Source organism: Vitreimonas sp., from assembly GCF_036392335.1.
GTDB lineage: Bacteria > Pseudomonadota > Alphaproteobacteria > Caulobacterales > Aquidulcibacteraceae > Vitreimonas.
Genome location: NZ_DASVYD010000027.1, coordinates 38,283 through 62,242, shown reverse-complemented (window position 1 = coordinate 62,242; position 23,960 = coordinate 38,283). Strand labels below are relative to the sequence as shown.

Annotated in this window: 30 protein-coding genes and 1 riboswitch; of the genes, 20 read left to right on the top strand and 10 right to left on the bottom strand. The window is 63.5% G+C overall.

The window, feature by feature from the left end; all coding sequences use genetic code 11:
• Positions 1-115: 115 nt before the first annotated feature.
• Genes VF769_RS06650 through VF769_RS06635 form a run of 4 tightly spaced genes read left to right on the top strand, consistent with a single transcriptional unit; the run spans position 116 to position 3,199 of the window.
• A complete protein-coding gene (locus VF769_RS06650) occupies positions 116-1,102 on the top strand; it encodes an agmatine deiminase family protein (RefSeq protein WP_331007598.1) in 987 nt (328 codons plus the stop codon).
• The gene (locus VF769_RS06645; protein ID WP_331007597.1) at positions 1,099-1,701 is read left to right on the top strand and encodes a 2-hydroxychromene-2-carboxylate isomerase; all 603 of its coding nucleotides are present in this window, start codon (positions 1,099-1,101) and stop codon (positions 1,699-1,701) included. Before VF769_RS06650 ends, VF769_RS06645 begins: the two co-directional genes overlap by 4 nt.
• Complete coding sequence (gene aguB / locus VF769_RS06640; RefSeq protein WP_331007596.1) at positions 1,701-2,537, top strand: N-carbamoylputrescine amidase; 837 nt, start codon at positions 1,701-1,703, stop codon at positions 2,535-2,537. The genes VF769_RS06645 and aguB overlap by 1 nt, the downstream gene beginning before the upstream one ends.
• Positions 2,537-3,199, top strand: a complete 663-nt coding sequence (locus VF769_RS06635; protein WP_331007595.1) for a DsbA family oxidoreductase — start codon at positions 2,537-2,539, stop codon at positions 3,197-3,199. Before aguB ends, VF769_RS06635 begins: the two co-directional genes overlap by 1 nt.
• Here VF769_RS06635 and VF769_RS06630 read toward each other — a convergent pair.
• From VF769_RS06630 to VF769_RS06620, 3 genes are all read right to left on the bottom strand, one after another.
• Positions 3,196-4,656, bottom strand: a complete 1,461-nt coding sequence (locus VF769_RS06630) for an NAD(P)/FAD-dependent oxidoreductase (protein ID WP_331007594.1) — start codon at positions 4,654-4,656, stop codon at positions 3,196-3,198. The genes VF769_RS06635 and VF769_RS06630 overlap by 4 nt on opposite strands.
• An 88-nt stretch (positions 4,657-4,744) precedes the next feature.
• A complete protein-coding gene (gene hisN, locus VF769_RS06625; protein WP_331007593.1) occupies positions 4,745-5,533 on the bottom strand; it encodes a histidinol-phosphatase in 789 nt (262 codons plus the stop codon).
• 77 nt (positions 5,534-5,610) lie between these two features.
• Positions 5,611-6,021, bottom strand: coding sequence for a helix-turn-helix transcriptional regulator (locus VF769_RS06620; protein ID WP_331007592.1), 411 nt, complete (start codon positions 6,019-6,021; stop codon positions 5,611-5,613).
• 269 nt (positions 6,022-6,290) lie between these two features.
• On the opposite strand from VF769_RS06620, the gene VF769_RS06615 reads away from it, so the two are divergent.
• The 3 genes from VF769_RS06615 (at position 6,291) to VF769_RS06605 (ending at position 7,492) form a co-directional block, all read left to right on the top strand.
• Complete coding sequence (locus VF769_RS06615) at positions 6,291-6,728, top strand: hypothetical protein (RefSeq protein ID WP_331007591.1); 438 nt, start codon at positions 6,291-6,293, stop codon at positions 6,726-6,728.
• Positions 6,729-6,762: 34 nt separating this feature from the next.
• Entirely contained in the window at positions 6,763-7,113 is a 351-nt protein-coding gene (locus tag VF769_RS06610; protein ID WP_331007590.1) for an MmcQ/YjbR family DNA-binding protein, read from the top strand.
• 193 nt (positions 7,114-7,306) lie between these two features.
• A complete protein-coding gene (locus VF769_RS06605) occupies positions 7,307-7,492 on the top strand; it encodes a hypothetical protein (RefSeq protein ID WP_331007589.1) in 186 nt (61 codons plus the stop codon).
• A gap of 58 nt (positions 7,493-7,550) precedes the next feature.
• On the opposite strand, the gene VF769_RS06600 is transcribed toward VF769_RS06605, so the two are convergent.
• Together VF769_RS06600 and VF769_RS06595 are read right to left on the bottom strand one after the other, a co-directional pair.
• The gene (locus tag VF769_RS06600) at positions 7,551-7,808 is read right to left on the bottom strand and encodes a YjhX family toxin (protein ID WP_331007588.1); all 258 of its coding nucleotides are present in this window, start codon (positions 7,806-7,808) and stop codon (positions 7,551-7,553) included.
• Between the two features lie 158 nt (positions 7,809-7,966).
• Positions 7,967-8,332, bottom strand: a complete 366-nt coding sequence (locus tag VF769_RS06595; RefSeq protein WP_331007587.1) for a hypothetical protein — start codon at positions 8,330-8,332, stop codon at positions 7,967-7,969.
• Between the two features lie 170 nt (positions 8,333-8,502).
• Between VF769_RS06595 and VF769_RS06590 the strand changes: the two genes are divergently transcribed.
• From VF769_RS06590 to VF769_RS06550, 9 genes are all read left to right on the top strand, one after another.
• Positions 8,503-9,201, top strand: a complete 699-nt coding sequence (locus VF769_RS06590; protein ID WP_331007586.1) for a response regulator transcription factor — start codon at positions 8,503-8,505, stop codon at positions 9,199-9,201.
• On the top strand, positions 9,170-10,804 hold the full coding sequence (locus VF769_RS06585; RefSeq protein WP_331007585.1) for an ATP-binding protein: 1,635 nt from the start codon (positions 9,170-9,172) through the stop codon (positions 10,802-10,804). The genes VF769_RS06590 and VF769_RS06585 overlap by 32 nt, the downstream gene beginning before the upstream one ends.
• Positions 10,805-10,915: 111 nt before the next feature.
• A complete protein-coding gene (locus tag VF769_RS06580) occupies positions 10,916-11,323 on the top strand; it encodes a PTS sugar transporter subunit IIA (RefSeq protein WP_331007584.1) in 408 nt (135 codons plus the stop codon).
• A 27-nt stretch (positions 11,324-11,350) separates the two neighbouring features.
• Positions 11,351-11,626, top strand: a complete 276-nt coding sequence (locus VF769_RS06575; RefSeq protein WP_331007583.1) for an HPr family phosphocarrier protein — start codon at positions 11,351-11,353, stop codon at positions 11,624-11,626.
• A gap of 1 nt (position 11,627) precedes the next feature.
• Positions 11,628-12,428: a thioesterase family protein gene (locus VF769_RS06570; RefSeq protein WP_331007582.1), complete on the top strand. Its 801-nt coding sequence runs from the start codon at positions 11,628-11,630 to the stop codon at positions 12,426-12,428.
• 81 nt (positions 12,429-12,509) lie between these two features.
• Positions 12,510-14,198, top strand: coding sequence for a hypothetical protein (locus VF769_RS06565; RefSeq protein ID WP_331007581.1), 1,689 nt, complete (start codon positions 12,510-12,512; stop codon positions 14,196-14,198).
• 9 nt (positions 14,199-14,207) lie between these two features.
• Entirely contained in the window at positions 14,208-14,483 is a 276-nt protein-coding gene (locus VF769_RS06560) for a SemiSWEET family sugar transporter (RefSeq protein ID WP_331007580.1), read from the top strand.
• Positions 14,484-14,533: 50 nt separating this feature from the next.
• Positions 14,534-15,391, top strand: a complete 858-nt coding sequence (locus VF769_RS06555) for an N-acyl homoserine lactonase family protein (RefSeq protein WP_331007579.1) — start codon at positions 14,534-14,536, stop codon at positions 15,389-15,391.
• A 145-nt stretch (positions 15,392-15,536) separates the two neighbouring features.
• On the top strand, positions 15,537-16,781 hold the full coding sequence (locus VF769_RS06550; protein ID WP_331007578.1) for a mechanosensitive ion channel: 1,245 nt from the start codon (positions 15,537-15,539) through the stop codon (positions 16,779-16,781).
• A gap of 15 nt (positions 16,782-16,796) precedes the next feature.
• On the opposite strand, the gene VF769_RS06545 is transcribed toward VF769_RS06550, so the two are convergent.
• Positions 16,797-17,378 (bottom strand): hypothetical protein, encoded by a 582-nt coding sequence (locus VF769_RS06545; RefSeq protein ID WP_331007577.1) that lies wholly within the window; start codon positions 17,376-17,378, stop codon positions 16,797-16,799.
• Positions 17,379-17,510: 132 nt separating this feature from the next.
• Positions 17,511-17,591, top strand: a riboswitch (S-adenosyl-L-homocysteine riboswitch).
• A gap of 21 nt (positions 17,592-17,612) precedes the next feature.
• On the opposite strand from VF769_RS06545, the gene ahcY reads away from it, so the two are divergent.
• Both ahcY and VF769_RS06535 read left to right on the top strand, forming a co-directional pair.
• Positions 17,613-19,010, top strand: coding sequence for an adenosylhomocysteinase (gene ahcY, locus VF769_RS06540; RefSeq protein WP_331007576.1), 1,398 nt, complete (start codon positions 17,613-17,615; stop codon positions 19,008-19,010).
• Positions 19,011-19,135: 125 nt separating this feature from the next.
• Positions 19,136-19,561 carry a hypothetical protein gene (locus VF769_RS06535; RefSeq protein ID WP_331007575.1) on the top strand — a complete coding sequence of 142 codons (426 nt, stop codon included), beginning with the start codon at positions 19,136-19,138 and terminating at the stop codon, positions 19,559-19,561.
• Positions 19,562-19,621: 60 nt separating this feature from the next.
• Here VF769_RS06535 and VF769_RS06530 read toward each other — a convergent pair whose 3' ends face one another.
• Entirely contained in the window at positions 19,622-20,317 is a 696-nt protein-coding gene (locus VF769_RS06530; RefSeq protein WP_331007574.1) for an anti-sigma factor family protein, read from the bottom strand.
• The gene (locus VF769_RS06525) at positions 20,314-20,817 is read right to left on the bottom strand and encodes a sigma-70 family RNA polymerase sigma factor (RefSeq protein ID WP_331007573.1); all 504 of its coding nucleotides are present in this window, start codon (positions 20,815-20,817) and stop codon (positions 20,314-20,316) included. Before VF769_RS06525 ends, VF769_RS06530 begins: the two co-directional genes overlap by 4 nt.
• A 98-nt stretch (positions 20,818-20,915) precedes the next feature.
• Between VF769_RS06525 and VF769_RS06520 the strand changes: the two genes are divergently transcribed.
• Together VF769_RS06520 and VF769_RS06515 are read left to right on the top strand one after the other, a co-directional pair.
• Complete coding sequence (locus tag VF769_RS06520) at positions 20,916-22,076, top strand: S8 family serine peptidase (protein ID WP_331007572.1); 1,161 nt, start codon at positions 20,916-20,918, stop codon at positions 22,074-22,076.
• A 96-nt stretch (positions 22,077-22,172) separates the two neighbouring features.
• Positions 22,173-22,772 carry a hypothetical protein gene (locus VF769_RS06515; protein ID WP_331007571.1) on the top strand — a complete coding sequence of 200 codons (600 nt, stop codon included), beginning with the start codon at positions 22,173-22,175 and terminating at the stop codon, positions 22,770-22,772.
• A 105-nt stretch (positions 22,773-22,877) separates the two neighbouring features.
• Here VF769_RS06515 and VF769_RS06510 read toward each other — a convergent pair whose 3' ends face one another.
• On the bottom strand, positions 22,878-23,357 hold the full coding sequence (locus tag VF769_RS06510; RefSeq protein WP_331007570.1) for an Hsp20/alpha crystallin family protein: 480 nt from the start codon (positions 23,355-23,357) through the stop codon (positions 22,878-22,880).
• A 106-nt stretch (positions 23,358-23,463) separates the two neighbouring features.
• Positions 23,464-23,817 carry a cytochrome c gene (locus tag VF769_RS06505; RefSeq protein WP_331007569.1) on the bottom strand — a complete coding sequence of 118 codons (354 nt, stop codon included), beginning with the start codon at positions 23,815-23,817 and terminating at the stop codon, positions 23,464-23,466.
• Positions 23,818-23,960: the final 143 nt, after the last annotated feature.

The window sequence follows — 23,960 nt, the reverse complement described above, 5'->3', positions numbered from 1 at the left end:
TTATCCCCGCCCGCGTCTTAGCCGAACGGGGCGGGGTGCGCCAGAAGCGGGGCGCATCTTGCGCGGAGGTCGTAAACGCCTATCTGGCGTCGTTTGCATGCGCTAAGGAGCGGCCATGACGACGATTCCAGCCGAATGGCAGCCCCACAAGGCGATCTGGACCGCTTGGCCGTCCGCCGCTGATCTTTGGGGAGAAGATTTGGAGCCGGCGCGCGCCGAGGTCGCGGCGATGATCCGCGCACTCGCCGATGGCGGTAAGGGCGACAAGATGCGCGTGCTGGCGCACGGGCGTGAGGCGGAAGCGACGGCGAAACTGGCGCTTGGCCAAAACGCTGAAATCATTCCGGGCGCGTTTGGCGACATCTGGTTTCGCGACACGGGGCCGATCTTCACCGCGGACGGCCAAGCTCTAGGCTTCAAGTTCAACGGCTGGGGCGGCAAGTATCAGCTGCCGCATGACGATGAAGTCGCCGCGCGTGTCGCGCTGCTGGCGGGCGCCGGCTTCAAGCAGAACGATTTTATTCTGGAAGGCGGCGCCATCGAGATGGATGGCGAAGGCACGCTGCTGACGACGCGCCAATGCCTGCTCAATCCCAACCGCAATGCGCACTGGACCGAAGAAGGCGCCGAGGTCGCGCTGAAGAAGGCGCTCGGTGTGACGAAAATCTTGTGGCTCGATGAAGGTTTGGCGAATGACCATACCGACGGCCACATCGACAATCTCGCGCGCTTCGTCGCGCCGGGCAAAGTCGTGTGCCAGGCGCCGTTCGGGCGCGAAGATCCGAATTTCGAAGTGCTGGAAGAAATCGCGCTGTCGCTGGCGGCGATGAGTGACGCTGCGGGCCGCAAGCTTGAGGTGATCCGCATTCCGTCGCCGGGTGTCGTCGTCGACGAGGACGATGATCCGATCCCTGCCAGCCACATGAATTTCCTGATCGGCAATTCCACGGTTGTGGTGCCGATCTATTCGGGCAGCGGCGATGACGCCGTGAATGCGCTGGCGCCGCTCTTCCCGGGCCGGAAGGTCGTCGGGCTTTCGTCGCACGCCATTCTCACGGGCGGCGGCTCGTTCCACTGCATCACGCAACAGGAGCCGGCATGAGCACGCCTGTGATCCAATTCTGGTTCGAGTTCGCCTCGACCTATTCCTATCCCGCCGCGATGCGTATCGAGGCGGCGGCGAAGGCGCGCGGCGTTGTCGTCGAATGGCGACCGTTCTTGCTGGGGCCGGTGTTCGCCTCGCAAGGCTGGCAGGACTCGCCGTTCAATATTTATCCGATCAAGGGCAAATACATGGTGCGCGACCTGCAGCGCACCTGTGCCGCGCTCGATCTGCCGTTCACGATGCCCAATCCGTTTCCGCAAAACGGGCTGCTCTGCGCACGCATCGCCGCCGCGCTCGAAGGCCCGCTGCGCGCGCGCTTTGCGCAGGCCGTCTATCAGCTTGAATTCGGCGAAGGCCGCACCATTTCGGACCCGTTGACGGCGGCGGAAGCGTTGCGCCGCGCCGGGCTCGACACCGCCATGGTCGAGCTCGCGCAAAGCGACGACGTGAAGTCCGCGCTGCGTGCGTCCACCGAGGAAGCGCAAGCGCTTGGCATCTTTGGCGCGCCCACCTTCGTGACCGCCGACAAGGAATTGTTCTGGGGCAATGACCGCTTGGAAGCCGCGCTCGATTGGGCGGTTCAGGGACATCTCTAATGCCACGCACGATTAGAGTCGCCGCGATCCAAACCAGCTACGGCGAAGACCTGAAAGCCAATATCGAGAAGACCGAACGCTTCGTGCGCGAAGCGGCGGGCAAGGGCGCGCAAGTGATCTTGCCGTCGGAGCTTTATCAGGGGCCGTATTTCTGCACGACGCAGGAAGAGAAATGGTTCGCCACGGCGTATGAGGCGGCGACGCACCCGTGCGTGGTGGCGATGGCGCCAGTGGCGAAGGAATTGGGCGTCGTTGTGCCGGTCTCGATCTTCGAGCGCGCCGGCCCGCAATATTACAATTCGATCGTCATCCTCGATGCGGACGGCAAGCAGCTTGGCGTCTATCGCAAGAGCCACATTCCTGACGGCCCCGGCTATCAGGAGAAATATTATTTCCGCCCCGGCGATACCGGTTTCAAAGTTTGGGACACCGCGTTCGGCCGCATCGGCGTTGGCATTTGCTGGGACCAATGGTTTCCCGAATGCGCGCGCGCGATGGCGATCCAAGGTGCGGAAGTGCTCTTCTACCCAACCGCGATCGGCAGCGAGCCGCACGATAGCTCGCTCGACACGCGCGATCCGTGGCGGCGCGCGATGCAGGGCCATGCCGTGTCAAACGTGATCCCGGTGGTGGCGAGCAATCGCATCGGTACGGAAGCGAGCGGGCAGAAATTCTACGGCTCCAGCTTCATCGCCGATCATCGCGGCGATCTGGTGCAAAGCTTCGAGCGCGCAGACGAAGGCGTGCTGGTGCACGAATTCGATCGCGACTTCCTCGACCGCCACCGCGCCGCGTGGGGTTTCTTCCGTGACCGACGGACGGAGCTTTATCGCTAATGACCCAAACCCTTCGCATCGATTTCGTCTCGGACGTGGCGTGCCCTTGGTGCGTGGTCGGCTTGCGGTCTTTGTTACAGGCGTTGGATGCGGTGGGCGATCAGGTGAAGGCGGAGATCCGCTTCCAGCCGTTCGAGCTCAATCCGAACATGGCGCCGGAAGGCGAGAACACGACCGAGCACATTCAGAAGAAATACGGCGCCTCGCCGGAGCGCTCGGCGGCGACGCGCCAAGCCATCAAGGAAAACGGCGAGCGCTTTGGCTTCACGTTCAATTACAGCCCCGAGAGCCGCATCTGGAACACGTTCGATGCGCACCGGCTGCTGCATTGGGCCGGCCTTGAAGGAAAGCAACTCGCGTTGAAGGAAGCGTTGTTCAAGTCAAACTTCACCGATCAGCGCCCCACGAACGATCCGGTCGCACTAGCCGATGCTGCGGCTGAAGCCGGCCTAGATCCTGCCCGCGCGCGCCAAATTTTGGCATCGGACGAGTTCGCAGCCGAAGTGCGGGCCGAAGAAGAGCATTGGCGGCGCAACGGCATTCAGGCCGTGCCGTCGGTGATCTTCAACGAACGCTGGCTCATCCAAGGCGGCCAGCCGCCGCACGTGTTCGAACAAGCGATCCGCGAGATCGTGGCGGGCACGGCGCGCGAAGCGGTCTAACGCAGCTCCAAATCCGCCAGCACCGGCTCCGCCGTCGCCTTCGCGTAATCGCGTGTATGCGAGCCCCAGTTTTGGGTGATGCGGCCAGCGGCGTTTTTGTACCACGAGGCGCAGTGCGGATCGGCCCAGACGGTCTTCGCCAATTGATCTTGCAGCGCCGCGTTGAAGCGCGTTTGCGCATCCTCCCGCACACCGACGGTGCGCGCGTTTTGCGCCCGCGTGGCGGCGAGCGCTTTGATTATATACTCCACCTGGCGCTCGATCATGAAGGTGATCGAATTGTGCGCGAGATTGGTGTTTGGCCCGTAGAGCATGAACATGTTCGGGAAGCCCGCGGTAAGCAGGCCGAGATAGGCTTGCGGCCCATCCTTCCAGGCATCGTTCAGGTGCACGCCGCCGCGGCCGTAAACATCGAGCGACCAGTGCCAGTCGGTGGTCTCAAAGCCGGTGGCGTACACGATCACGTCGCCTTCGTGCAGCACGCCGTCGCGGGTGACGACGCCAGTCTCGGTGATCCGTTCAATCCGCTCCGTCACGAGCGAAACATTGTCCCGCATCAGCGCGGGGTAGAAATCATCGACGATCAGCACGCGCTTGCAGCCGATCGGATAGTCGGGCGTGAGCTTCTTGCGTAGCGCCTCGTCCGGCACTTGCGCGTGCAGGTGATCCAGTGCTTGACGGGTCAGCGCGGCGCGCCCTTCCGGCGTCCATTCGAAGGCTTGCCAGAAGAAATGATCGGCGCGCTCATAGATCAGCTCGCGGGTCATCGCGCCGAGCTTCATGGCGACCGCAGGATTGGTCATCAGCAGCGCTTTATCTTCCGGCGTAATCGCTTGATCCATGCGCGGGATGCACCAATTCGGCGTGCGCTGGAACACAGTGAGGTGCGCGGCCTCCTTCGCCACTTCCGGAATGAGCTGCACGGCGCTGGCGGCCGAGCCGATGCAGAGCACGCGCTTGCCCTTGAGGCTGACGCTCTGGTCCCAGCGGGCCGAGTGCATGGACGCGCCCTTGAAGCCGTCGCGGCCGGGGATATCGGGCCATTGCGGACGGTTGAGCTGGCCGAGCGCGGGAACGATTACGTCGGCCTCGTACGTAGCGCCGGCGCGCGTCGTCAGCGTCCACGCTGATTTCGCATCGTACCAAACGGCTTTCACCGGCTCTTCGTTGACTCTCAAATGTGGGCCCAGCTGAAACCAATCACAGAGGTCGTTGGCGTATTCGCGGATTTCCGGGCCGCGCGCGTAGAGGTGGCTCCATTTCGGCGTCGGCGCGAACGAGAATTGGTAGAGCGCGACCGGCACATCGCAGGCGCAGCCCGGATAGGCATTGTCGCGCCAGGTGCCGCCGACGCCATCCGATTTTTCCAGGATGGTGATGTCGGTGTAGCCCGCCTGCTTCAGCTGGATCGCCGCGCAAAGCCCGCCAAGACCGGCGCCGATGATTGCCACGCGCATGCGCTTCCTCCCGTATGTTCTGTTTTGCGGGAGCCTAGTACGAAGCGGGCGGCGGCGCATCCGTGCCGTTGGGGCGCCGAACCAGGCGTTAGGCGCCTAGCATTTCCAATAGGGCGGGCTTCAGCGCCACGTCGCCGACCGCAAGCACCTGGCCGCCTTGGGCCGCGTCCCCGCCGCGCCACGAGACGACATCGCCGCCAGCGCCGCGAATGATCGGAATGAGCGCGGCGATGTCGAAGGCCTTGAGGCCGCTTTCAATCACGCAATCGAGATAGCCCGCGGCGACCATGGCGTAGGCGTAGCAATCATAACCGTAGCGCGTGAGTTTTGCGGCGTTTCGGACGCGGGCAAACGCGTCAGCCTCAGCACCGTGGAAAAGATAGGGATCCGTCGTGGAGGCGAGTGCTTGACTGAGGTCGGCGCAGGGGCGCGTACGGATGGCTTGCGTGTAGCCACGCGCGGTGACGTTCGCCGCGGCGTTCCAACCGCGATAGCGCTCGTCGAGATAGGGTTGATCCATCACGCCGATTAGCGGCTGGCCCTCGAAATAGAGACCGATCAGCACGCCCCAAGACGTGAGCCCTGAGATAAAGGCGCGCGTGCCGTCGATCGGATCGAGCACCCATTGATACCCGCTCGCGCCGGCGCGCGCGCCATATTCTTCGCCAAGAATGGCATGCTCCGGATATTCGCGCTCGATCAGCGCCCGCATCGCAGCTTCGGCGGCTTTGTCGGCGTCGGTGACAGGATCGAAGCGATCACCGCCTTTGTGGTCTATCGCGTGCGCGCTACGGAAGAACGGCAGAATCGCGCCGCGCGCGGACTCGGCCAGCACGTCAGCGAATGCGAGGAGGCGAGGAATGTCGTGCGCGACCATCGCGCTCCTTCAAGCACAACGAAAGCGGGCCCGCCATAGGCGAGCCCGTTTCCCTTGCCCCAAACCAGCGCGGCGGATTAGGCCGCGTCGGTGGATTCGTCTTGCAGCGCCTTCGCGAGGTCCAGCAGGCGGCGGCGCGGACGTTCGCCGAGCTTGTAATAAGCGCGGATCAGTTCCAGCGTTTCCTTTTGCGAGAGCACATCGGCCGCGATCAGATCGCGATCGTTGGCAGGTGCGCCCGGCGCGCCCGGCGTCGCCGGAGCCGCAGCAGCCTGCAGGCCTTCGAAGAAGTAATTCACCGGCACGTTCAGCGCGACAGCGAGTTCGTACAAACGGCTCGCAGTGACGCGATTGGCGCCGCATTCATATTTTTGGATCTGCTGGAAGCGGATGCCAATGGACTCAGCCAATTGTTGTTGGGTGAGGCCCAGAAGCCGGCGACGGCGGCGAAGCCGCTTGCCGACATGGAGGTCAATGGCGTTAGCCATGAGTAGCGCCCTTATTCGCGGCGGTTCCCCCATTGGGCCCGCCTGTTGTGCGAAAGGGGAAGAGCAAGGCTCGCGCCATCATTTCGAGGGGGTGTTTGACCCGTTTACACGCGCTCAACCACGCGGCTTTGCGCGCGTGAGGTGAGTTCCGCCCCGAAATGGCGCCAGCGATTTGGTGAACGCGGCGCGCCCCTTTTTCGTCATTGCATCGCCTCGCGAGGCGCACGTTCGCCCTTAGGGTGGCGATCGTTAGATTGTGGGACATTGCGATGCGAATTCGAGCTTTGCTGGTTGTGGCGGCCCTTGTGGTGAGCGGCTGCGCTTCAACCCAGAACCTGCTGACCTATCCCGCCGGCTGGTCGGACGCCGATGTGATGGTCGGACGCGAGCGGTATCAGATATGGTTTCACGAGCGCCAGCCCACTGTGCTGGTGCAGCGCGGCGAGCCGCGCCCGCTTGGGCAGATGATCGCGCAAAACGTCACCATTCGCGCTGCCGATCAGTCGCCCGGCATTTTGACCTGGGGCGCGGCGGCGAATGCCGTGCTTCACCAGATCGGCTGCGGCGCGACCGAAGTGACCGGCTCCGATCAGATGCGCGAGATTAGCTATACGTGTCAGCCGGGCGTGAACGTCCGCAACGAGGTCGCCGCGCGGCGTGAGGAATGGCGCCGCGGCGTGATCGTGGAAGCGCCGGCCACGAACTGATTGACGGCCACCTGCAGCGTGGCACGCTGCAGGCATGGCGATCACCAAGGCTCGTGTTCGTAAATTGGCGCTAGCGCTCGAAGGCGCGAGCGAGGTTGTGCATGTGGATCGCCCAGCCTTCCGCACCAAGCGCAAAATCTTCGCCACCGTGCCGCCGGACGCGCAGGCCGTGAACCTCATGTTCGACCCGGCGACCCAGGAATTCTTCTGTGAGCAGGCGCCGGCAATGTTCGCGCCGGTGAGCGGCGGCTGGGGCCGCATGGGAATCACGGTGTGTGACCTGAAAGTCGCGGACGAGGCGACTTTCCTCTCCGCGCTCAAAGCTGCCCACGCTTTGGCAAAGCCTGCGCCAAAGAAGGCAAAGCGCACAGCCAAACGCAGCTAGGCCATGCGATAGAGTTTGCGATCGCCGCGAAGCAGCGCAGCCTCCTTGTTGGTGCTGCGGGGCCCATCAACTCGGCGTGTGAACGCATCCGGCGTGGAGCCAAGCCGCATCCCTTGCGTTGAGGTTCATGTGAACGCGCTGAAAGGTTTTGTTTAGCAATCAAGCGCAGCCTTTCTTTGCTCGGAGAAGTCCAATGCTCGAAAAGAAAATTGGCGAGCCTTGCCCGACCTGTTCGACGCCGTTGCAGCGTCGACGCTCCACGTTCCGTACGATCGTCGGCGACGTCGCGTTCTGCGCGCGCTGCTGCTCGTCGTTCGAACTGGCGAAGGAAGAGGATAAGGCGCTGGCCGCGTTCGGCCCGCCGCAATACGCGCTCTAGAGCGCGGCCAAGGTTTGAGGAAGCGACGCCGGACCGTGTGGCCCGGCGCCTTTAAGCTTCACCGATTGTCCAATTGCGCGCGCACGGCGGCCAAGCCATCGCGGGAAATGCGATAGGGGCCGCCATTTTCGCTCCGGATGAAACGACGCCGGCGCAGTTTCTTGAAGATTTCGAGCGTGCAATCGTTGAGCCGCCAACCGTCGCGGTTGACGCAATCGATCTCGATGATGTCGCCCTTCTCGTTCTTATAATGATGGATGCACCCGCCTTGGGCGAGCGCGTGCAGCGTGCGCTGCTCGTACTTCGAAATGTTCACTGGAAAGATCGCCTGATCTGAACACGTGCGTTCGCGATCCACACCGCGCGGTGTGGGGTTCAGAGCGGGTCGGCGTTATGCACACGCGGCCCGCGAGCGTCAGGCAATCTCGGTCGTCATAGGCGGCGGTCTGTGCCGCAAATCGCTGCGGAAAGCAATCAGCGCGGTCCACGCCAGAGAAATAGGGCGAACAGCGCGACGAACACCAGATCACCCATGCCCAGCATGAAGGTGGAGAACGGCACGATGCCGGCCTGGTATTGCAGTGTGCCCAGCACCGCCGCGCCGATCTTGCCGATCATGCCAATCCAAACGATGCCGCGGTTGCCCGCCGGGTTGTGCGCCACCATGGCGTAGCCGATGCCGAACATGGCGATCAGAAGCCCGGACATCATCAACGCAAACGGTGCGCCGGCGCCTTCGACGCCGAGCTGTGGTGCGAGCAGCGCCGGCGTCGCCAGCATCGTTCCGCCCACCGCCAAATTATAAAGCGCCGCCAAGGCGAACAGTACGCGCCAACCCATTTGATCCTCCCCACGTTTGGGGAAGGCTATCCAGGGCGCTGGAACAAAACTAGGTGATGCGCGCTTTCGGGGCTGGAATAGGCGGCCCTACCGTTTATCTCCGCCACAATGGCGTCTAAGACTGCCTTTATTGCTTCATTACGGTTAGGTTAGGAAAGTCCGGCTCCCCCATGCCCACACTCGCCCTTGTCGACGACGACGAGAACATCCTCGCTTCCCTGAAAGTCTTCTTTGAGGGCGAGGGCTACACTGTGCGCACCTATACGGATGGGGCCACGGCGCTGGCGGCGCTGTGCGAGACCCCGCCGGATCTCGCCATCCTCGACATTAAGATGCCACGTATGGACGGTGTCGAGGTGCTGCGCCGTTTGCGTCAGGGCTCGAACCTGCCGGTCATCTTCCTCACATCCAAGGATGATGAGATGGACGAGGTGGTCGGCTTCAATGTCGGCGCCGACGATTACATCACCAAACCCTTCTCGCAGCGCCTGTTGAACGAGCGCGTGAAGGCGTTGCTTCGTCGCACGCGCGCTGGCGCTCCCGGTGCGGAGGCGGCAGGCGACAAGAAGCCGATCGTGCGCGGCGAGCTGACGCTCGATCCCAACCGCCACGCCTGCACATGGAAAGGCGAACAAGTCCGCCTGACCGTGACCGAATTCCTCATCCTGCAAGCGCTTGCGCAGCGCCCCGGCTACGTGAAGAGCCGTGATCAGCTGATGGACGCTGCCTATGACGACCAAGTCTATGTCGACGACCGCACCATCGACAGCCACATCAAGCGGCTCCGCAAGAAATTCCGCGACATCGACGACAGCTTCGACGCGATCGAAACCCTCTATGGCGTCGGCTACAGATACAACGAAGCGTGAAGGTTTCCGCGCGGTTCTGAGGTCTCGGATCGCCCAGATCATCTTCATTTGGAACTTCGCCGGTCTCGCCTTTCTGGTGATCGGCGTGCTCCTGCTTACGGAAATGCGGGCGGGCCTGACCGACGCGCAATTCCGCAATTTGCGCACGCAAGGCGAGTTGATCACCAATCTGTTGATCGAGACCGGCACCGTGCAGGGCGATCCGTACCCTTACATCAACGAGCCCGCCGTCCGTGAAGTGTTGCGTCGCTTGTTGCCGCCGATCGCCGAAGGGGCTCGACCGGGCGCGAGCGGGCCGCGCGTGCGGGTTTTCTCCGCCGACGGACGGCTGATCGCCGACACGGACGTGATTTATGACCGGTTGGAAGAACGTCCGCTGGCGCTGGGTGAAGAAAGCGACATAGGCGCGCGCCTCGAAAGCGCGGCGCGGCGCGTGGAATATCTGCGCATCACGCCGTGGCGACCGAGCATCACGACCGAAGAGGAAATCGAACGCGGCATGCGCGGCGAGATCGCCCGCGGCGAGCGCCTGAACGAGAAGGGCGAGCGCGTGGTCTCGGTGACATTGCCGCTGCGCCGCGTCCAAGCCGTGTTGGGCGTCGTGACGTTGGAAAGTGCGGATGTGGAGCGCATCCTCGTCGCCGAGCGGGCGAGCATGATCCCGTTCGTACTGGGCGCGACGATTGCGATCTTCCTCTCGTCACTTCTGCTCGCACTTTTCATCGCGCGGCCGCTGCGGACACTTTCGGCTGCGGCTGATTCCCTACGTCTGAGTGGCGCTACCCGCCTTCAGCTGCCCGACATCAGCAAGCGCAAGGACGAGATCGGCGCGCTCAGCCATTCGCTCGAGCAGATGACCGACGCGCTGGCCGATCGCATCGACGCCAACGAACGCTTCGCCGCCGATGTCAGCCACGAGATCAAGAATCCGCTGGCGTCAATCCGCTCCGCTGTTGCCTCGGCGCGCGCCGCGCAAACGCCCGAGCAGCAAAGCCAAATGCTCGCCATCGTCGCGCAAGACGTCGTGCGGCTCGATCGTCTCATCACCGACATCGCGCGCGCCAGCCGCATCGAGGCCGAGACCGCGCGCGGTGATCTTGGTCAAGTGGATCTGGGCGCATTGCTGTTCGACATTGCCCGCGCCTATGAAACGCCTCCAGGCGAGAAGGCGCACGCCGAGGTGCACTTCAAGGGCGCTCGTCCAGAAGGTGCGCTGGTGATTGGCCAGCCAGGATCGCTCGGCCAAGTCTTCCGCAATCTGATCGACAACGCCCGTTCATTCAGCCCCGAGGGCGGGACGGTGACCGTGTCGGCACAGGTGCTCAAGACCAAGGAGGGGCAGATCGTGCGCGCCGTGGTCGAGGACGAAGGCCCCGGCATCCCGCCCGAGAACCTGGAGACGATCTTCCAACGCTTCTATACCCAGCGTCCGAAAGGAACGGCGTTTGGCGGCAATTCCGGCCTCGGGCTTTCCATTGCCCGACAAATTGTGACGTCGCACAGCGGCAAAATCCGTGCGGAAAACATCGAGGGCGCAGACGGCGAGGTGCGTGGCGCTCGCCTCATAGTTGAACTTCCGCTCGCCGGCGCCCCGCGACACTAGCGTTCGTCGAATTCTGCGTCAGGGGTGCGACTTGGCCTTTTCTCGCAACCGCGAAAGGGTATTGTGGCCGACCTTTACGCGAGTCCACCGGGTGGGTGGCGGGAGTAGGGAATGATCGGCGTCGTCGTGGTGTCGCACGGCCGTTTGGCGGACGAATTCGTCGCCGCGGCTGAGCACGTACTTGGGCCACAAGACCAAATGCGCGCCGTGGCCATTGGGCCCGACGACGACATGGAGGAGCGCCGCGCCGACATTCTCGACGCCGTGCGCGCCGTTGAGCGCGGCGACGGCGTCGTCATCCTCACTGACATGTTTGGCGGCACGCCCTCGAACCTCGCGATCTCCGTCATCAATCAGGTGAAAATCGAAGTGATCGCCGGCGTGAACCTGCCGATGCTGATCAAGCTCGCCGAGGTGCGAGAAAAAATGAAGCTTCCCGAAGCGGCGCTCGCCGCGCAGGATGCGGGGCGGCGCTATATTCGCGTCGCATCCGTCGAGCTGGCCGGGGGGCCGGCTTAACAACAACGATAAGCGCAGGATAAGCGCATGGGGCTGAAACGCACGCTTCCCATCATAAATATCCGTGGCCTGCACGCGCGCGCTTCGCGCAAGGTCGCGGAACTCGCGCTCTCCTATGACGACACCACCATCATGGTGCGGCGCGAGGGCGAAGAAGCTGACGCACGCTCGCTGATGGATTTGATGATGCTCGGCGCCGGCATCGGCTCCGAGATCGAGGTCGAGGCCGAGGGGCCGGCGGCCGAAGCCGCGCTGGATGCGCTCGAAGAATTGGTCGCGGCTAAATTTCACGAAGACGAATAAGGTGAGCGCGCCATTATTCGCCGACACTCTGAAGCTAACCCGCTCCGCGCCGAACCTCTGGTCTGGCGAAGCCGACACGCTGTTCAGCAATGGCGACAATCGTCAGTTTGGCGGCTGGGTCGCGGCGCTTTTGCTGAAGGCCGTGCTGGGCTCTGGCAAACCAACGCAAACGCAACGCGCGATCGTGGTCCATTTCTTGGCCGCAGTTCGTCCTGGCGCGCTCGCGGTGCGGGTGACGCCTATGCGGGAGGGCCGCAGCGTTTCTTATTGGCAAGCGGAATTGCTGCAGGAGGAAAGCGTCTGCGTGCATGCCGTCATCACGCTTGGCGAAGGCCGCACGGATCCCTTCGCTGTTACCGCCGGCGGCAAGCCCGACGCCGTGCCGCCTGATACGCCTGGCCTCGGCCGGTTCACGCCGCCAGTGCCCTTTGGCAAAGAGCTGCAGGCGCGCTGGGTCGAGGGCGCGCCCTTTGAAGGCGCCGCGCCCAATCGCTCCGTGTTTTGGTCTGGCATGACCAAGCCCAATCGGCTCGACGCCGCCAAGCTTGCGTTCCTGGCTGATTTCGTACCGCCACGCATTTTCTACGCCGCGCAAAAATTCGTGCCGTCATCAACGCTTTCGATGACGGTGTATTTTCACGCCACCCAAGCGGAGCTCGACGCCGTTGGCGAGGATTACGTCCTCGCCGAAGCGCATGCCCGTCGTATCGAGGCGGGATATTGGGATCACTCGGTTTCGTTCTGGAGTCCGCATGGCGCGCTCCTCGCAACGTCGGAACAATTGGCGCTGCATCGTGGCTGAGGCGGGGTGGTCGCATCCAAAGCGGGCATGAGGCGCATCTGGCAGCTGAAGGTCGCGGTCCCGCCGTCCGAGGAGAATGTCATGCCGTTTTCGTTGCGGGCTGCCGCCACCGCGCTCGCGTTCTTCGCTTGTACTGGATTCGGCGCCCCCGATCGGCTCGACTACACGCTGACGCCGCTTATCCAGGATGGCGCGCTAACCGCCGTGCAAATCGACCTCACGTTCCGCGGCGACGCCGACGGCGAAACCGCGCTGCGCTTGCCCAGCTCATGGGGCGGGCGCGACGAACTCTGGCGCAGTATCGAAGCGATCACTGCCGTTTCGGGCGCGCAATTGCGCGATGGCGACGGCCCCACAAGCCGCGTGCTGACGCATCGCCCCAACGCGCGCATTCACCTGCGTTATCGCGTGATCCAGGATTTCGAAGGCCCGCCGAACGCGCAGCAGGAGAACGCGTACCGGCCGGTGGTGCAGCCAAGCTATTTTCATTTTATCGGCAACGCCATTTTGATTACGCTGGCGGAGCGCGATCTGACGACGCCGGTGCGCTTCCGCGCCCGCGACCTGCCGCGCGGCTGGAGCTTCGCCTCGGACCTTGAGCACAATGGTCTGCTGCTCGGCGCTGCGTGGTCGAGCGTCATGGTCGGCGGTGATTTCCGCATCGTGCATGCGCGCGATCCCAATATCCGCGTCGCGATCCGCGGCGCCTGGAATTTCAGCGACGCGGATTTCGTCGCGGAAGTGGGCGCCATTATCAATGCGCAGCGCGCCTTCTGGGGCGATCACTCGACTCCGTATCTCGTCACGGTGATCCCGCTCGAAGCGCCGAACTCGGGCTGGCTTTCCGTCGGCGGGACGGGGCTGGACGATGCGTTCGCGTTCTTCGCCACCACCAACGCCGAAGCCGCCACCATCACCCGCACGCTCGCGCACGAAGGTTCGCACACCTGGATACCTGGCCAGATCGGCGGCATGGTGGAGGAAGATCAGGCGGGGAGCTATTGGTTTTCCGAAGGCTTCACCGATTTCTACACCGGCCGCCTTCTGGTGCGCCAAGGCGTCTGGAGCCCGCAGGATTTCGCGGCGGATTTGAACCGCATGTTGGCGGCGTATGCGCAATCGTCGGTGCGCACCGAACCTAACAGCCGCATTGTCGCGGATTTTTGGGGCAGTCGCGAAGTGCAGCAATTGCCGTATCAGCGCGGCCGCTTCCTCGCGACCATTTGGGATGCGCGGCTGCGCGCGCAGGGGCGCGATCTGGATGACGTGATGCTCGAAATGCGCGCCCGCGCGCGCGGCGGCGATCCGTTGCACGCCGATCAGATGTTTCCCATCGTCATTGACCGCTTGGGCGTCAACGTGGACGCCGACATCGCGCACTATGTGATTGAGGGCGCACCTGTTTTGTTGCCCGAAGACGTCTTCGCGCCATGCGGCCGCGTCGTCACGCGCGAAGCGGCGCGCTTCCATCGCGGTTTCGACATCGAAGCCACCTCCGCCAACAACAACATCGTCACAGGCGTCGATCCCAGTCTCCCAGCCTATGCCGCTGGCGTCCGCGACGGCATGGTGCTCCTGCGCCGCGCCGGCGGCGCAATTGGCGATGCCGACCAGGACATCACCTATATCATGCGCGACGGCGACACCGAGCGCAGCTTCACCTATCGGCCGCGCGGTCACGGCCTCTATACGCTTCAGGAATTCCTCGTCGCGGAAGGACTCGCCGGCGATCGCTTGGCTCAATGTCTCGCGGTTTTGAGCGGCGCCTAAGGAGACATCATGCAATCCGACACTATTGAGCTTCTTGGTCTGGTTGCGGGTTTCATCGGCGCGTTCGCGTTTGCGCCGCAGGCGTTCAAGATCATTCGTGATCGGGACGCGCACGGCGTGTCCGGCCTGACCTACGCCATGGTGTTCTCGGGCGCGGTGCTCTGGGCGGCCTATGGCGTGTTGCGCGGCGCACCGTCGATCATCATTTGGAACCTCGTCGCCGCAAGCCTTGCCGCGCTCGTTCTTATCCTCAAGCTTTCGCGTCGACAGACACCTTCAACTTGACCCTTGCGCTGTGCGCCCTCAGATGAGGCGCACACGAGGGGAGAGCCATCATGAAGAAATCGCTGTTTGCGTTCGCCGCTTTGGCGGCGCTGGCCGCCTGCGGCCAATCCGCGGACCAAACCGCCGCGCAAGCGCCAGCCGTGCAACTCTACGCGCTCGATTGCGGCCGCATCTCGATCAGCGACGCCGGCATGTTTGCTGACGATGGCTCGCTCAATGGCCAGGCGCGCGAAGTTGTCGATCCTTGCTTCCTTATTCGTCATCCCGAGGGCGATCTCCTCTGGGATGCCGGCCTGCCAGATGGCGTCGCCGACGCGCCGGACGGCCAAGTCGTCAATGGTCCGTTCACGCTACGCGTCACCAATCGCCTCGCCGATCAGCTCGCCCAATTGCAGCTGACGCCCGCTGACATCGAATTCGTGTCGATCTCACACAGCCATTTCGATCACGTCGGCAATGCCGCGCTTTTTGCCGGTTCGACTTGGCTCCTGGACGCCGATGAGCGCGCCTGGATGTTCCGCGAGGAAGCGCGCGGCGCCGAGGAATTCGCGCTGATCGCGCCGATCGAGAACGCGCCGACGCGCGCGCTTGAAGGCGATGGCGACACGGACGTGTTCGGCGACGGCTCCGTCACCATCGTGCAGGCGCCCGGGCACACGCCGGGCCACAACGTTCTGCTTGTGCGCTTGCCCAACGCCGGCCCGATTTTGCTCACAGGCGACATGTGGCACATGAATGAGAGCCGTGAGCGCCGCTTGGTTCCCGCCTTCAACGTCGATCGTACGCAAACGCTCGCGTCGATGGATAAGGTCGAAGCGCTCGCAACCCAAACCGGCGCGCGCATTATTCGCCAACACGTGCCGGAGGATTTTGAATCGCTGCCGGTGTTCCCGGCGGCGCTCAACTGACGCGCATTTAGCAAGACGGGCGTGTTTTTCGCAGACGCAGCACGGCGAAAGACACGCCTCTCGCGCGTAAAACCTTTGCTTTCCGCGCTTTCCGCCCAAACACTAGGCGATCTTTGAACACCGCCTCGCGAGGAGGGCTGCTCATATGACGCCGGAAAATACACAGGCCTTGATGTCGTGGCTAACACTCTGGGCCCCACGCATCGCATTGGCCCTTCTCATCCTGATCGTGGCCCATTTTGCCGCGAAGGCGGTTAAATGGGCGATCGCCAAAGGCATCGACCGGCTGCCATTCTTTTCGCGCCGTGACGGCCCCACCAGTGTGAAGCCCACAGTGGATGTCGGCGAGCGCGTCGGCGAGGTGGGCTATTGGCTCGTATGGCTGCTGGGGCTCATCGCCGCGCTCAATGTGCTTGAGCTCAATGCGGTGGTCGCGCCGCTCAATGCCATGGTCGCGGGCTTCCTGGCCTATCTGCCGGCCGTTGTCGGTGCGGCGCTCATCTTCTTCATCGGCTTTGTGCTCGCGACGATCGTGCGCCGCATGGTCGAGGCCACGGTGGAAGCTGTCGAGCTCGACCGCCGCCTCATTGACGCCGGCCTCACGCATACGCCGCGCGGCCCTGGCCTCGCGCGTCTGCTCGGCATTCTGACCTTCACGCTCATCATCATCCCGGTCGCGATCGCGGCGCTCGATGTGCTCAACATCAGCGCCATCTCCGATCCCGCCACGGCGATGCTCAACAACATCCTCATGACGATCCCGCGCGTGATTGGCGCGGCGCTGATCATCTTCATCGCCTACGTCATCGGTCGCTGGGTGATGACATTGACGGAGGAGGGGCTGAAATCGATTGGCTTCGACACGATTATCTCGTCGATCGCCAACGCCGAGCCCGTACGTGTGGGCCGCGAGCGGATGGATCTGACGCCCGGCGTCGACACGGTCGACTTCAAGACTTTCCCGCCGTCGCGCATGATTGGCCTCGCCGTGCTGATTGGCATCGTGCTGTTTGCAGCCGTTGAGGCGGCGCGCATGCTCGAATTTGGCGCCATGGCGGCGATGTTGAGCGAGGTGCTGACGCTGGCCACGCGCGTTCTGTTCGGCGCCGTGATCATCGCCCTCGGCATCCTGCTCGCGAACATTCTGGCCGCGGCGGCGTCCAAGGAAGGCAAGGCATCGTCCGAGATCATCTCGACCTTGGTGCGCTGGGGCGTTATTGCGCTGGCAACAGCCGTCGGCCTGCGCTTCATGGGCCTCGCCAACGACATCATCGTTCTGGCGTTCGGTCTGATCCTCGGCGCCGTGGCGGTGGCGGTGGCGATCGCCTTTGGCGTCGGCGGGCGCGACGCCGCCAAGAGATTGCTGGATCGCTGGACAAGCGGCGCCTGAGCGGCGCCGTCGCCGCTATTGCGGAATGTGGAACGACCGCATCCCGCAATAGATGGCGCCATCCTCGCCCGGCGCGCCAGCGGCGAAACCGAACACACTGATCGCGAGATCAGCCCGGAACGGGTGATAGACGAACACCGCGTGCGTGAGCGGTCGGCCACTGCACGGGATGAAATCGGCGCTGGTGCCCGGCAGCGCCCTATAGAGGCCAACCAGAGGGTTCTCGATCGAATGCGCGCGGACCAACGCGAAAAGCGGTTGCGCCTGGCCATCGACGAAAACCTCGGCGTTGAAATCCGGTTCGCTCGGCGTCGCGACGTGAAACGCGCCGACTTGGCCCTCGTTCGACTCGATCTTGAACGCCCACACATTGAGTGTCGCCCCCACCGGTGCATCGCCTTCACCGATAAAGAAGCGATGCGTCGGCTGCGTCGGCGGCGCGGCCTCCGCAGGGGTTTGCGTCTCGGTCGTTTCGGTTGACGCTTCGATCGCCGGCGCGCCCTCAACCAATTGCGCCGTCTCCAGCCAATTCACGTGCACCGGCTGGCTGCACGAAGCCACAAACGCCAAGGCGCAAAGAAGAGCTGCGATCCGCATGCTTAATCCCTAAAAAACCTTGCGCCGCTAAAGCCATGGCGTGGTGTTTGGGGTCAAGGCGCGCCGTGCAAATGTCGTAAAACTGTGATCTTGGGTTTGCCAGATTCAGCTTCATTTGTTATGAGCCGGCCGCCCGCCGAGGAGCGTTGCGACGGCCAGCGCATGGCCGCCAGGCTCGACGGGTTTCCCTTTTGGAAACGACGCTCGCGAGTTCTCAATTCCGGAGGGCGCGCGATGAGCGCACAAGATTATATCGTAAAAGACCTGAGCCTTGCCGCCTGGGGCCGCAAGGAAATCGAAATCGCTGAAACCGAAATGCCGGGCCTCATGGCCATTCGCGCCGAATATGGCCCGAAGCAACCGCTCAAGGGCGCGCGTATCGCCGGTTCGCTGCACATGACCATCCAAACCGCGGTGCTGATCGAGACGTTGCAAGCGCTCGGCGCCGAGGTGCGCTGGGCCTCGTGCAATATCTTCTCGACGCAAGACCACGCCGCCGCCGCGATCGCCGCGAAGGGTACGCCGGTGTTCGCCGTGAAGGGCGAGACGCTCGAAGAATATTGGGATTACGCCCACCGCATCTTCGAATGGCCGAACGGCGAATACGCCAACATGATCCTCGATGACGGCGGCGACGCGACGCTGCTCTGCGTGCTTGGGCCGAAGGCGGAGCAAGACCAAGATTTCCTTGAGCATCACTCGAACGAAGAAGAGCAAGCACTCTTCGCCATGATCAAGAAATATTGCAAGGAAAAGCCCGGTTTCTATTCGGCCATCCGCAACAGCGTGAAGGGCGTTTCGGAAGAAACGACGACGGGCGTGCATCGCCTCTACGAAATGGCCAAGAAGGGCGATCTGCCGTTCCCGGCGATCAACGTGAACGACAGCGTCACCAAGTCGAAATTCGACAACCTCTACGGCTGCCGTGAATCGCTGGTCGACGCGATCCGCCGCGGCACTGACGTCATGCTCTCGGGCAAGGTCGCGGTCGTCGCCGGTTATGGCGACGTCGGCAAAGGCTCGGCCGCGTCGCTCCGCCAAGGCGGCGCGCGCGTGATGGTGACGGAAGTCGATCCGATCTGCGCGCTGCAGGCGGCGATGGAAGGCTATCAGGTCGTGACCATGGAAGACGCGGCGCCGACCGCTGACATCTTCGTCACCGCCACCGGCAACAAGGACGTCATCACCGTCGATCACATGCGGGCGATGAAGAACAACGCCATCGTCTGCAATATCGGCCACTTCGACGCCGAAATTCAGGTCGCCGCCCTGAAGAATTTCAAATGGGACGAGATCAAGCCGCAAGTCCATCACGTGGAATTCCCGGACGGCAAGAAGATCATTCTTCTGTCCGAAGGCCGCCTCGTGAATCTCGGCAACGCCACCGGCCACCCGAGCTTCGTGATGTCCGCCTCTTTCACCAACCAAACGCTGGCCCAGATCGAACTCTGGACCAACGGCAAGGCGTACAAGAACCAAGTCTACACGCTGCCGAAGCACCTCGATGAAAAAGTCGCCATGCTCCACCTCGACAAACTCGGCGTGAAGCTGACGAAAATGTCGAAGGGGCAGGCCGATTACATTGGCGTCTCGCCCGAGGGCCCATTCAAGCCGGACCATTATCGCTACTAAGCGACGAACGGCGCAGGTAAGCGAAGAGGGGACGCCGCCGCGTCCCCTCTTTTTTGCTATCAATGTCGCAAGTGGGCGCGGTCGAGCGTCAATAATGCATCCACGACGGTTACGCGGGAGCCAAAATGATTGCGTTCGATATTCTACTCGCCCTGCACCTTATCGGTCTGATGATGGGCGCGGGCGGCGGTTTCGGCAGCATGATCACGCAACGCGAAGCAGCAACGCGGTCGCCTGAGCAAGCCGCGACGCTTAAATCGCTTGGCCCGGCGATGGTGCGCTTTTCTGCGATCGGCCTTGTCATCATGTTGGCGACCGGCTTTGCGCTCGTCTTCGTCAAGTATCAGAGCCTCGGCGATCTGCCGCTGATGTTCTGGATCAAAATGCTCTTCGTCACCACGCTGACGCTCGCCTCGATCCTCGTCCATTTGACCTATGCCAAGATCAAAGCCGGCGATTTCTCCGCCGCGTCACGCCTAGCCATCCTCGGCCCAGCATCGGGCATGTCGTCACTGCTTGCCGTGATCTTCGCCGTGTTCGCGTTTCACTGAAATAAGGAGCGCGGGCGTCTTCGTTACGAGGTTCGCGTGCGAGGACGCCCGCGCTCCATATTATTCCCAGCCCGCATCGCGGGCTTGGGCTTCGCTTGTGGCGTCCAACGGCTCGCCAACGATCATTGCATTGACGGCGTTCAAGATCTGCTCTGACGCGGCTGCTTGCCGCACTTCGCCCCCGCCCGCGCCGGCGGTCGTCATCGCCACGTTCCACGCATCCCCTTCGCGGCAGGCGAGGCCTGCCGTGCCGCCGTCTGTGAGATCGAACGTGCGGCAATAGCGGCCGTCAGTGTCGCGGAAACTCAAACCAATCCGTACCGCGCCGGCTTCATCCGACGCGAGCTGCGTTTCCAATGCATCCGCCAGCGCGCCACGCGCAACCAAGCCGCTTGGGCTCGGCGACATCAGCGGCGCTTGCGCACTCATCACGCCAACGCCAACGAAAAGCCCCAGTACGACGCTCGCGGCCATCGCGCCCCATTCGCGCACCGACCAGCGCGCCATGCGCCGATCGGCCAAGTTCACGACCTCCGCTGTGCGCGGTTTCTCCGCAGCCGACAGCAGAGACGCTGGCACCGGCTCACTCAACGCGCCGTCGAACGCACCGCTCAACCGCGTCCGCAAGCGCTGATGCGCGGCGAGCTTCTCGCGCAAGCTCGCATCTTCCGCGAGCGCAGCTTCGACTTCGGCGCGTTCCGTGCCGCTCAATTCGCCGTCGGCGAACGCCATCAATCTTTCATCGTCGACGCTCATGACGCGCCTCCTAACATCATTTGCAACGCCTCGCGCCCGCGCGCCAAGCGGCTGGTTAGCGTGCCGATCGGCACACCCAGCGCATCGGCGGCTTCGCGATAGGCGAGACCTTCCACACACACGAGCGCCACCGCTTCGCGCTGTTCCTCCGGCAGCTTGCGCATCGCGCTCCACACGTCATCGGCTTCCAATTTGGCGTGCATCTCGGCTTCGCCGTCATTGCCGACCTGTTCGCCGAGTTCGGCGGGCGCGAACACTTTGCCGCGTCGCGTCCGCGACCGCGCTTCGTCGATCCAGGCATTGCGCACAATGCTAAAGAGCCACGAATCCAGCCGCGTACCGGGTTGATATTGATCCATCCGCATCAATGCGCGCTCCACCGCGATCTGTACGATGTCGTCCGCGTCCGCCATTTGACCCGTCAGGGCGCGCGCGAAGCGCCGCAAGCGCGGCAGCATCGCGACGATATCTGAGCGGGTTTGCTCGGCGGCGCTCGTCATCTTCACTGGATCAAACGACTGGGGCGGGCGGTTTCTTCCGCGGAAAATCACTTCATACTGGAAGGGATGAAAATGGCGGGGTCAAACGTTCTCCGGTCATGAAGCCTGCTTTCGCCCTTTTGTTCCTGATTTGCGCCTTAGCGGCGGCTCCGTCCGCGCAGGCGCAATTGGGCGTGCCGCTGCCCGAGGTTCCGGCCGTGGGCGATGTGCTCGGCCAGACGCGCGACACCCTGGAGCGCCCGCTACAGGACGTTCGCCGTCTACAGATCCGCGACCTGCTTCGGACGCACCGCCGCGAACTCGAAGCCGATCCCGTCGGCCAGCCGATCGTCCGCGGCCAAATCCTGGCGCTCGGCATCAGCGATGCCGCGATCGAGGCCGCGCGCGCCCAAGGCTTTGAGATTGTCCGCACCGATTCAATCGATGACGCCATCCGCATGGTCACGATGCGCGCGCCGCGAGGCATGTCCACACGTCGGGCGCTGCGCCGTCTGCGCGAAACCGATCCGAACGGCACGTATGATTTCGACCATCTCCATCTCGAAAGCGGCGCAGCACTCATGCTGCCGGCGTTCGCGCAAAGCGGCGCGACATCCATGGGCCCGCGCATCGGCCTGATCGATAGCGGCGTTGGCGCGAGCGTCGCGGCGCAACGGGCGTTCGCGAGCAACACGCCGGTCACCGGCGCGCACGGCACAACCATCGCCGGGATCATAAGTAACGCAGCGCCGGGCGCGCGCATCTACGCAGCCGATATCTACGGAGGCGCGCCAACCGGCGGCGCCTCCTCGGCGTTGGCGCGCGCGCTCGGCTGGCTCGCGCAAGAGAATGTCGCCGTGATCAATGTGAGCCTCGTCGGCCCGCGCAATCGCGTTGTGGAAGCCGTGATCGCGCGCATGGCCGCGCGCGGTTTCATCATCGTCGCCGCCGTCGGCAATGACGGCCCTGCCGCCGCACCGCTGTTTCCCGCGTCCTACGAAGGCGTGGTTGGCGTCACAGGCGTCGATGCGCGCGAGCGTGTGCTGATCGAAGCGGGGCGGGGCGCGCAGGTGGATTTCGCCGCGCTCGGCGTACATGGCCGCGCACGCGGCACCTCTTACGCCGCGCCCCTCGTCGCCGCGCGGCTCGCCATGCAACTCAACACGCCCAATGCCGCCACTGCGCAAGACGTGGTGAATGCGATGCGCAACCAAGCGCGCGATCTCGGGGCGCGCGGGCGTGATGATGTGTATGGTTACGGCCTGATCGCAGCGCCCTGAAATTTTCTCGAAGAATTTTGGAAGAAGCGCGGGTTCCCGTTCGTTGTCTCTTCGAAGCCGGCTTTAAGCCCGGCGCCAACCGAAGGAGACAATATCATGAACACGAAGCTTCTGATCGCCACGACCGCTCTTGCCGCGATGCTTTGCGCAGCACCTGCGTCCGCACAATTGCTCGGCGGCGGCGGCTCGGTCACCGGCGGCCTCGGCGGCACGATCAACAACACCACAGGCTCGATCGGCGGCTCGGTGAGCGGGGCCGGCGATTTGAACGCCGACACAGGCATTGTCGATCGCGCCACCCAACGCGCCGAACGCGAAGCGCGCCGCGCCGCGCGCGCTGCTGAAGAACAGGCGAGCCAGCCGCGCAGCGTTGACGCCGGCGGCAGCGGCGCGCTCGGCGGCGCGCTGAGCGCCGGTCCGCTGTCGGCGCAAGGCAATGGCTCAGCTGAAGGCTCGGGCGGCGCAACTGTGGACCCGGGCCCGGTCGTCAATCGCTCCACCAATGCGATGCGCACGGCCGCCAACCGCGTGCGCGGCGCAGCGCAGGGGGCTGCCGATCGCGTGCACAGCGCTTCGCCCAACGTTTCCGTAAGCGGCAGCGCAAGCGCCAGCGGCTCGGCCTCGGCCAGCGGTGATGGTGCGCGCGCCAGCGGCAATGCTTCGACCGACGGCAACGTCACCCGCACCCCGGACTGACGCGTCGATCGAAAGAGCGGCGGCGCTTACTCCCCCGCCCAAACGCGTCGCCGCTCCGCTAAGCAAGGCGCCGTTGGCCCCACCCAACGGCGCCTTCGTTTGCGCCTATTTGCCGATCTGAATCCGCTTCGTGGTCGGCTTCGTCGTTTCCAGCTTTGGCAACGTCACCGTTAGCACGCCGTTCTTAAACGTCGCTCTGGCGCGGTCTTCATCAACTTGCGCCGGCAGCGCCATGCGGCGTTCGAAGCGACCGTAGAAGCGTTCGCTGTACCGGCGCTCCTTGTCGTCCGTCTCGGTGTGCTTCTCGCCGCGCAACGTCAGGACATCGTCCTGAATGTTGATCTCGATGTCTTTCTCATCGAGGCCGGCAAGCTCGGCCGTGACCTTCAATTCCTTGTCGGTCTCCGTAAGCTCAACCGACGGCCAGCCAAAGCTGTTCTGCTCGCGCGTGAACGGTGCAAGCCCAAAGCCGTTGAACGTATCGTCGAAGAGGCGGTTCATCTCCCGCTGCAGCGCGAAGAACGGGCTCACATCGCTGGGCCGGTCGGGCGCGCGGAAGCGACGCCCCGGTACGAGGTCAGTCATCGCATGCTCCTTACCATGTGCGGTAGGGCCGGCGCGGCCGTCCACGTCGGCCCTCATGCGCACGCATTTAGAAAACGCGGCCCATCGTTCAAGACATTGCGTTGGCTCAACCGCCGCGCCGTTCTTGCACGCTTTCAATGTAGCTGAGCAGATCGTCGATTTGCGCGGGCGCCAGACGAAACTCGGGCATGTCCGGATGGCCGACGAGGATGCCTTCGGCGAACGCTTCTTCGAGCGCGGTCACCGGATAGTCCCGGGAGAGCGTGCGAAAGGGCGGCGCCATGGGATGGCGGCTTTCGCCCTCAGCACCGATCGCATGGCAAGTCGCGCAATTGATTTCGGCCAAGTGGCGGCCGGCCTCGATGCTTGGCGCATCGGCCGCAGCGTTTTGGCCCTGAGCCAATCCCGTGGAGCAGCCAGCGAGCGCCAACGTCAAAATCACAAAGCCGAAATTTTTCATGCGCTTTCTCCGAAGCTGAGCATCGCCTGCCAACCTGCATCGGTCTTGATCGAACGCAAGCTATCCCAAGCTTGGCGCCCTTGGCCGCATTGAACCTGTCATGCGGCGCGTGCATGTAAGCGCCCTCGCAAGGAGACGCCGCT

Excerpts from the sequence above, each read along its gene's own strand:
- VF769_RS06650 (WP_331007598.1), top strand. The coding sequence starts at position 116 with ATGACGACGATTCCAGCCGAATGGCAGCCCCACAAGGCGATCTGGACC.
- VF769_RS06645 (WP_331007597.1), top strand. The coding sequence starts at position 1,099 with ATGAGCACGCCTGTGATCCAATTCTGGTTCGAGTTCGCCTCGACCTAT.
- aguB (WP_331007596.1), top strand. The coding sequence starts at position 1,701 with ATGCCACGCACGATTAGAGTCGCCGCGATCCAAACCAGCTACGGCGAA.
- VF769_RS06635 (WP_331007595.1), top strand. The coding sequence starts at position 2,537 with ATGACCCAAACCCTTCGCATCGATTTCGTCTCGGACGTGGCGTGCCCT.
- VF769_RS06630 (WP_331007594.1), bottom strand. The coding sequence starts at position 4,656 with ATGCGCGTGGCAATCATCGGCGCCGGTCTTGGCGGGCTTTGCGCGGCG.
- hisN (WP_331007593.1), bottom strand. The coding sequence starts at position 5,533 with ATGGTCGCGCACGACATTCCTCGCCTCCTCGCATTCGCTGACGTGCTG.
- VF769_RS06620 (WP_331007592.1), bottom strand. The coding sequence starts at position 6,021 with ATGGCTAACGCCATTGACCTCCATGTCGGCAAGCGGCTTCGCCGCCGT.
- VF769_RS06615 (WP_331007591.1), top strand. The coding sequence starts at position 6,291 with ATGCGAATTCGAGCTTTGCTGGTTGTGGCGGCCCTTGTGGTGAGCGGC.
- VF769_RS06610 (WP_331007590.1), top strand. The coding sequence starts at position 6,763 with ATGGCGATCACCAAGGCTCGTGTTCGTAAATTGGCGCTAGCGCTCGAA.
- VF769_RS06605 (WP_331007589.1), top strand. The coding sequence starts at position 7,307 with ATGCTCGAAAAGAAAATTGGCGAGCCTTGCCCGACCTGTTCGACGCCG.
- VF769_RS06595 (WP_331007587.1), bottom strand. The coding sequence starts at position 8,332 with ATGGGTTGGCGCGTACTGTTCGCCTTGGCGGCGCTTTATAATTTGGCG.
- VF769_RS06590 (WP_331007586.1), top strand. The coding sequence starts at position 8,503 with ATGCCCACACTCGCCCTTGTCGACGACGACGAGAACATCCTCGCTTCC.
- VF769_RS06585 (WP_331007585.1), top strand. The coding sequence starts at position 9,170 with ATGGCGTCGGCTACAGATACAACGAAGCGTGAAGGTTTCCGCGCGGTT.
- VF769_RS06580 (WP_331007584.1), top strand. The coding sequence starts at position 10,916 with ATGATCGGCGTCGTCGTGGTGTCGCACGGCCGTTTGGCGGACGAATTC.
- VF769_RS06575 (WP_331007583.1), top strand. The coding sequence starts at position 11,351 with ATGGGGCTGAAACGCACGCTTCCCATCATAAATATCCGTGGCCTGCAC.
- VF769_RS06565 (WP_331007581.1), top strand. The coding sequence starts at position 12,510 with ATGCCGTTTTCGTTGCGGGCTGCCGCCACCGCGCTCGCGTTCTTCGCT.
- VF769_RS06560 (WP_331007580.1), top strand. The coding sequence starts at position 14,208 with ATGCAATCCGACACTATTGAGCTTCTTGGTCTGGTTGCGGGTTTCATC.
- VF769_RS06555 (WP_331007579.1), top strand. The coding sequence starts at position 14,534 with ATGAAGAAATCGCTGTTTGCGTTCGCCGCTTTGGCGGCGCTGGCCGCC.
- VF769_RS06550 (WP_331007578.1), top strand. The coding sequence starts at position 15,537 with ATGACGCCGGAAAATACACAGGCCTTGATGTCGTGGCTAACACTCTGG.
- VF769_RS06545 (WP_331007577.1), bottom strand. The coding sequence starts at position 17,378 with ATGCGGATCGCAGCTCTTCTTTGCGCCTTGGCGTTTGTGGCTTCGTGC.
- ahcY (WP_331007576.1), top strand. The coding sequence starts at position 17,613 with ATGAGCGCACAAGATTATATCGTAAAAGACCTGAGCCTTGCCGCCTGG.
- VF769_RS06535 (WP_331007575.1), top strand. The coding sequence starts at position 19,136 with ATGATTGCGTTCGATATTCTACTCGCCCTGCACCTTATCGGTCTGATG.
- VF769_RS06530 (WP_331007574.1), bottom strand. The coding sequence starts at position 20,317 with ATGAGCGTCGACGATGAAAGATTGATGGCGTTCGCCGACGGCGAATTG.
- VF769_RS06525 (WP_331007573.1), bottom strand. The coding sequence starts at position 20,817 with ATGACGAGCGCCGCCGAGCAAACCCGCTCAGATATCGTCGCGATGCTG.
- VF769_RS06520 (WP_331007572.1), top strand. The coding sequence starts at position 20,916 with ATGAAGCCTGCTTTCGCCCTTTTGTTCCTGATTTGCGCCTTAGCGGCG.
- VF769_RS06515 (WP_331007571.1), top strand. The coding sequence starts at position 22,173 with ATGAACACGAAGCTTCTGATCGCCACGACCGCTCTTGCCGCGATGCTT.
- VF769_RS06510 (WP_331007570.1), bottom strand. The coding sequence starts at position 23,357 with ATGACTGACCTCGTACCGGGGCGTCGCTTCCGCGCGCCCGACCGGCCC.
- VF769_RS06505 (WP_331007569.1), bottom strand. The coding sequence starts at position 23,817 with ATGAAAAATTTCGGCTTTGTGATTTTGACGTTGGCGCTCGCTGGCTGC.